This window comes from Phytohabitans houttuyneae (genome assembly GCF_011764425.1).
Classification (GTDB): domain Bacteria; phylum Actinomycetota; class Actinomycetes; order Mycobacteriales; family Micromonosporaceae; genus Phytohabitans; species Phytohabitans houttuyneae.
Map to the genome: position 1 here is coordinate 675,360 of NZ_BLPF01000003.1, position 6,265 is coordinate 681,624.

At 70.0% G+C, this 6,265-nt stretch carries 6 protein-coding genes; 2 read left to right on the forward strand and 4 right to left on the reverse strand.

From position 1 onward, the window contains the following. Window positions 1–443: 443 nt before the first annotated feature. The 4 genes from Phou_RS37910 to Phou_RS37925 all read right to left on the reverse strand — a co-directional run bounded on the left by Phou_RS37910 (window position 444) and on the right by Phou_RS37925 (window position 4,049). Window positions 444–1,040: a hypothetical protein gene (locus Phou_RS37910; protein ID WP_173066502.1), complete on the reverse strand. Its 597-nt coding sequence runs from the start codon at window positions 1,038–1,040 to the stop codon at window positions 444–446. Next, window positions 1,040–2,080 (reverse strand): helix-turn-helix transcriptional regulator, encoded by a 1,041-nt coding sequence (locus Phou_RS37915; RefSeq protein WP_173066505.1) that lies wholly within the window; start codon window positions 2,078–2,080, stop codon window positions 1,040–1,042. Before Phou_RS37915 ends, Phou_RS37910 begins: the two co-directional genes overlap by 1 nt. A 124-nt stretch (window positions 2,081–2,204) precedes the next feature. After that, window positions 2,205–2,711: a flavin reductase family protein gene (locus Phou_RS37920; RefSeq protein ID WP_173066508.1), complete on the reverse strand. Its 507-nt coding sequence runs from the start codon at window positions 2,709–2,711 to the stop codon at window positions 2,205–2,207. Window positions 2,712–2,720: 9 nt separating this feature from the next. After that, window positions 2,721–4,049, reverse strand: a complete 1,329-nt coding sequence (locus Phou_RS37925; RefSeq protein ID WP_173066512.1) for an MFS transporter — start codon at window positions 4,047–4,049, stop codon at window positions 2,721–2,723. Between the two features lie 730 nt (window positions 4,050–4,779). Between Phou_RS37925 and Phou_RS37930 the strand changes: the two genes are divergently transcribed. Together Phou_RS37930 and Phou_RS53700 are read left to right on the forward strand one after the other, a co-directional pair. Next, the gene (locus tag Phou_RS37930) at window positions 4,780–4,986 is read left to right on the forward strand and encodes an MbtH family protein (protein WP_281365142.1); all 207 of its coding nucleotides are present in this window, start codon (window positions 4,780–4,782) and stop codon (window positions 4,984–4,986) included. Between the two features lie 30 nt (window positions 4,987–5,016). Then, window positions 5,017–6,237 (forward strand): AMP-binding protein, encoded by a 1,221-nt coding sequence (locus tag Phou_RS53700; protein ID WP_246274175.1) that lies wholly within the window; start codon window positions 5,017–5,019, stop codon window positions 6,235–6,237. The last annotated feature ends 28 nt before the right edge of the window (window positions 6,238–6,265 follow it).

Sequence of the window (6,265 nt, forward strand, 5' to 3'; positions counted from 1 at the left end):
CGCAGGCACCGTGGGGATTCGGGTCGCTGACGCCGTCGAGGACGATCCAGGCGTTGTCGGCCGTATGAATCACAGTGAGTGCGGGTAGTTCGCCGTCGACCACCGTCCGTTGCACTGCAGCGCCGAGTTGGGGCGTAACCGGCTGTCGATGCCCGCGACCACGTGCCATGATCTTGTCGTCCCGACAACAGGCATACCGGGGTGCCCGAGGCCGCAGGCCGAACTGGTAGCTGTATGAGACGACAGACGGGGCAGTCGTACGCGTGATGCACGAACGGCATCCTGAACAGTCGCTACCAGACCCCGGGGCACTCAACTGCCCAGCGCGACCGGCCAGGTGGCGCGACAGCGACGAGTCGCTGCTGTGCGAAGACCACGCAGCTGCGTCGCGGAACTGCTGCGCAGGATCCCGGTTGACCCTTCACCACACATGGATGCTCCCGCTACAGGCAGGTCCCGCAGTTGGGCCAGGTGTTGCCGCCCGTTGGGACCACGGTCATCCGGGCCTGCACGCGGGGATCGGTCACCGGCACCGGGGTCACCGTCGGCAGGTCGTCGTCAAGCTCGACCACCAGGCAGGCGAGCCGCGTGGCGGGGTCGCGCATGAGGCAGATCGCCGCCGCCCCGTCGCCGACGTATTCGCCCGCGGCGAAGTCGAAGCGTCCGGCGAACTCCGTCGGCTCGGTCGCCGCTTCGTACGGCCGCAGCCGCTTGTCGTACACGACACCGGCCGCCCGCACGGTCGGCTGCCGCCCCGGCGAGAGCACCGCGGTCCAGCCCACGTACGCGAATCCGAACCGGCCGCTGACCCGCGGGTCGGGATCCTTGTCGGACTTCGGGCAGGGTCCCACCCGGCCACGCAGCTCCAGGACCGGCCCGAGCTGGTCGGATGGCCGGATGACCGGATCGGAGAACTCGCCGGTGGCGCAGTCGGCGGTGTCCGGCCACAGCTCGTCCCCGAAGGCCGCCGAACCGGGGGCGGCGACGACCAGCAGCAGGCCGGCGGCGCCGGCGATCACCGCCCGGAGGTACGTGTTCATCAGCTCTCCTCGTGTGCGGAAGGGGTGAGGGGCGGGGTCACCGCGTACAGCGCGCCGAGGGCCAGGCCGAGCTGGAAGCGGTTCTGCACGCCGAGCCGGTCCATCAGTGCGCGCAAGGTGTTCGTGACCGTGCGGGAGGTGACCCGGATCTGGCGCGCGGCGGTCTCATCCGTGTGTCCCGCCGCCAGCAGCGCGACCAGGGCACGCTCACGGGCGCTGAGCGGTGGCGGGACCGGCTTCGCCGGCGGAGACGCGACGTCCCAGTTGCGCTCGAAGAGGGATACCAGCGCGTCGACCACGGGCTGCTGGGCGACCTCCAGATAGCCGCGGCCGAAGTCGCCGGGGTCGACGGGAAACAGCGCCACCGTGCGGTCAACGACGATGAGCTTCATCGGTACGACCGGCATCCGCCGGTAGTCGGGCATCTTCTCCGATGGGCGGCGGCCGTGCGGCGCCAGTGGGTCAAGGTCGGCCGGGTGTACGCCGAGCACCCGCATCCGCACCCCGCGGCCGAGCAGGACCCGGTCCAGCGGGGCGGCCGCCTGGGTGGCCTGCTGTTCGAACGCGGGCTCGGGGTTCATCGCCAGGTGTTCGCCGCGGGTCATGGTGACCAGCTCGGCCATCCGGCTCCGGGCGGCTTCCCGGGTGGGCAGGTGGCGCAGTCCGTCACCCAGAGTGAGGCTGGCCAGCTCCGGCGCGGTGCTGCCGGCGCTCATCCGGGCCGCGTCGTGCCGTGCGCGTGGCCGAGCCGCGCTGTGGCGCAGCGCGGGCACGACCGTGTCCGGCGGATGGGCGCGCCACACCGCCGTGTCCGGGCGGGCGGCCGGCGCGAGATACGCCGCGTCCCAGGCGGACAGCTCGTCGAGCGCGTCGAGGACCCGCTGGCGGGGCAGTCCGAGCGCGCGGGCCAGCTGCGCCGCGCACTCGGCGCCGAACGTGACCAGGGTCCGGTAGACCAGATCGGCGTCCGGTGACAGGCCGCAGGACACCAGGGACGGCACGGCGGCACCGACCACGACCGTCCCCGCTTCAGGCACCATGCGTCATCACCCCCGTGACAAAGGCATGGAACCTCACCGTCCCGGTGGGCCACCACCCTTGTGTCCATTCCGTGTCATCGAATTTTCTGGATCCCGCAAGACCATCAATCACCGTCACCGTGGGTTAAGTCAGGTAGCCGCCCATGTGGTACATGAGTGGGGAGAGGGCCTCGTCGAGGTGGCCGCCCTCCAGGGGCTCGGACAGCACGATGATGTGGTCACCGGCGACGATCCGGTGTGCGACCCGGCAGACCAGCCAGACCAGCGGGTCGGCCAGCAGTGCGACGCCGTGCGGGCCGCAGTGCCACTCGACGCCGCCGAAGCGGTCGATGCCTCGGGTCGCGAAGTGGCGGGCGACGTCTTCCTGGCGCTGGCTGAGCAGGTGTATCCCGACGTGGCGGGCCGCGCGGACGGCCGGCCAGCTCGACGAGGAACGGTCGACGCAAAAGGACAGCAGGGGCGGGCGCAGCGAGACCGATGTGAGCGAGGTGGCGGTGAAGCCGACCGGTGGGTGGCAGTCGGCGGTGACGACCACGACGGTGGCGGCCAGGCGGCGTAGCAGCGTGCGGAAGGTGTTGGGCGCCAGGGGCGTCGGTGGCGGTGAGTCGGCGTGGTCGTCGGTCGTCGTCATGGCCGGTCCTCAACGGGCCTGGGAGGCCGGCGTCTCGACGGGCGGGCTTGCGGTCGCCGGCTGGTGGGAAGGCGGCTGGGCGGGTGCGGGTGGATTGGGCAGTGGCTGTGCCGGTGGCGGCTGTCGCAGCGTCCGCAGCGGCGATACGAACACGGGAAGCCAGGACAGCGCGAGACCTGCCGCGGCCGTCCACAGTGCGGCGCGCGGCGTCGCGTACTGCCCGATGAGCCCGCCCGCCGCGGCGCCGAGCGGGAGTGTGCCCCACACCAGAAAGCGCATCGTGGCGTTCATGCGGCCGAGCAGCCGTTCCGGCGTGACCCGCTGCCGCAGGCTGAGCTGGGTGATGTTGTAGCAGGCGATCGCGATGCCGGAGACGCCCAACGCGAGGCCGGCCAGCCACAGCCGCCAGCCGGTGTGCACCAGCGGCACCAGGAAGACGAACGGTGTCGCGGCGACCATCGGGATCCACATCGCCGGCCCGGGGCCGAGCCGGGCGCCGACCCGTCGGGCCACCAGCGAGCCGACCAGACCGCCAGCGCCGAGGAAGGCCATCAGCAGCCCGATGTTGCTGGCGGGCAGGTGCAGCACGCTGGCCACGACCACGATCAGCATCGCGTTGCGCATGCTGGCGAACAGGTTGAACGTCGCGGTCGCCATCGCGATCGGCCGCAGCAGCCGGTGCCCGAACACGTATCGCAGGCCCTCGGCAACCTCTCGGCCCAGGTGCCGGTCGGGTGCCCGCTCGGGTCTTCGCTCCGGGCGGCGTATCACGGCCAGGCACGCCGCCGAAAACAGGTAGCTCACGGCGTCGACCACGATCGCCACCGGAGCGGTGAGGATCTGGATGAGGAAGCCGGCCAGTGCGGGGCCGCTTGTCATCGCGGCCGAGTCCACTGTCGCCACCCTCGAGTTGGCCTCGACCAGCCGGTCACGGCCGACCAGATGCGGCAGGTAGCTCTGGTGTGCCACGTCGAAGAAGACGGTGAACGCACCGTTGAGCAGCGCGACCACGTAGAGCTGGGGGAGGCCCAGCACATCGAGCCACCACGCGACGGGGATCGAGGCGAGCAGGGCGAACCTGCCCAGGTCGCTGACGATCAGGACGTGCCGCCGCCGGACCCGGTCGACCCACGCCCCGGCGGGAAGCCCGATCAGCAGAAACGCCAGCATCTGGGCGGCGGTCAGCAACCCGATCTGTAGTGGCGTCGCCCTTAGCGTCACGGCCGCAATTAGCGGCAGCGCCAGGATAGTGACCTGGGTGCCGAGCTTGCTGGCGGTGTCCGCCCCGAAAAGAAAGGCGAAATTCCTATCGGAGAAGAGGCTTTTCTCTGGGGTCATGATTGGCGGTGTTTCCAGGAAAAATGAGCGCTGTCGACCTCGGACATCCGGATCTTCCCCCGTCCGCTGAAGTGCCACACAACAATCTTCGCGCCCCGGAATTCTCGCACTGTACCTCACGACGTCTATTGATCACGATCGACAAGTTGCTCTCGGCAATGACCTACAGTGATCGTCTTGACTGGCTCTGTGTGTCGGCCTGACTCGATGAAACCCCAGCTCAGAGGTGGGTTCGTCGGACGGTGCCGCGCGTCCGGTCGCCCCGAGTGGGGTCGGAGTGCGATTTTGAGTTTTCGCTGCATTCGACGTTGTGGCGACTATTTGATGTGTACTCCTCGTAGTCAGGTGAAGTTCTTGCGACGGACGGTAATGTCTCGTGAATTTGCACAGGAAGTGGCCGCGATCAAATATCAAAACGTTTCGTGATACGGAAAATGATCGTGCGGGTTCCGGAAACGCGTGTCGATGCGGCGGCGCGTTTACGGTCACGTCGGACAGTGTTCTTGACGCGCTGCGGACGATTCGCTTTACTGGCGTCGACCTCCGCCGCAATGGCAGTAAGAATTTTGCGTTCCGTAACGCTCCCTCGACATCTGTCCGGAGCGGACGGTGCCAGACAACGCCGGCCGACCGGATCGTCCCGCGCAGTCGCCGGCCGGGCGCCGGGCCGCTGGTCATGCCGCCGGACAGCGACACATGCACCTGTATCGCCGACGAACCGGAGGAATCTGTGGACGACGACACCCGGCGTTACCTGGTTGTGCTCAACGACGAGGAGCAGTACTCGATCTGGCCCGCCGACCGTGACCTGCCGCCCGGTTGGCGCGGCGACGGCTTCGGCGGTTTGAAGGCGGACTGCCTGGCCCACATCGGCGAGGTCTGGACGGACATGCGCCCGCTGAGCCTGCGTCGGTCCATGGAGCAAGCCCGGTCATAGCACCCGGTCACCGGTGAAGGAGCGTGCAAGGTGTTGCTTGACGATGTCCACGCCCGGATGACCGAGGCACCGGAAGCGGTCGCGGTGCAGGACGGCAACCTGCGGTTGACCTACCGTGGCCTGGCCACGCACGCGTCCCGGCTGGCGACCGAGCTCGTCGAGCGAGGGGTCGGCCCGGACAGTGTGGTGGCCGTCTACGCCGACCGCTCCGCGGAGCTGGTGGTGGGCGAGCTGGCGGTCCTGCTGGCGGGTGCGGCCTACCTGCCACTGGACCCGGCTCATCCGCCCGCGCGGATCGCCCAGCTGCTGGCGCTCTCCGGCGCCGCCGCGGTCGTCACCACCGGTCCGCTGGCCCGCGGTGAAACATCGCTGCCCGGCGGTTCCCTCGTCGTCGACCTGACCGAGCGCGCACCGGACAGACCCATGGCGGCGCCACTGCGCCCGGACCCGGACACGCTGGCCTACGTCATCTACACCTCGGGCACCACCGGCCGGCCTAAAGGTGTCGCGGTGACCCACGCCAGCCTGGAAAACCTGCTGGGCTGGCACCGCAGGACCTACCAGCTGCGCCCGACGGACCGGACGACGCTCCTGATCAGCCCCGGGTTCGACGTGGCGGTCTGGGACACCTGGCCCACCCTGGCCGCGGGCGGCACGCTGGTGGTGCCACCCGCCGAGGTGCGCGCCTCGCCGCCCGCCCTCGCCGCCTGGCTGGCCGACGAAGCGATCACCCGCACCTTCCTGCCGACGCCGCTGGCCGAGGCGGTGCTCGACGAGCCGTGGCCGGCACACACCGTGCTGCGGGTCATGCACGCCGCGGGTTCGGCGCTGCAGCGCGGTGTGCCCGACGAGCTGCCGTTCACGTTGGTCAACCTCTACGGCCCGGCCGAGTGCACCGTGGGCGTGACGACCACGCCGGTGCTGCCGGGCGGCCCGGTGCCGCCGCCGATCGGCGTGCCCATCGACGGTGTTCGCTGCTACGTGCTCGATGGGCTGGACCCGGTGCCCGACGGCGAGGTCGGGGAGATGTACCTGGCCGGCGAGTGCGTGGCCCGCGGCTACCTGGACGACCCGGCGACCACCGCCGCGGTGTTCGTCCCCGACATCGGGGCCCCGGGCGGCGGATGTACCGGACCGGAGACAAGGTCCGCCGCCGGCCCGACGGCGTCTTCGAGTACATCGGCCGGTACGACGACCAGGCCAAGATCCGCGGGTTCCGGGTCGAGCCCGGCGAAGTGGCCGTCGTGCTGAAGCAACACCCGGCGGTCCGCGACGCCTT

Excerpts from the sequence above, each read along its gene's own strand:
- Phou_RS37910 (WP_173066502.1), bottom strand. The coding sequence starts at position 1,040 with ATGAACACGTACCTCCGGGCGGTGATCGCCGGCGCCGCCGGCCTGCTG.
- Phou_RS37915 (WP_173066505.1), bottom strand. The coding sequence starts at position 2,080 with ATGGTGCCTGAAGCGGGGACGGTCGTGGTCGGTGCCGCCGTGCCGTCC.
- Phou_RS37920 (WP_173066508.1), bottom strand. The coding sequence starts at position 2,711 with ATGACGACGACCGACGACCACGCCGACTCACCGCCACCGACGCCCCTG.
- Phou_RS37925 (WP_173066512.1), bottom strand. The coding sequence starts at position 4,049 with ATGACCCCAGAGAAAAGCCTCTTCTCCGATAGGAATTTCGCCTTTCTT.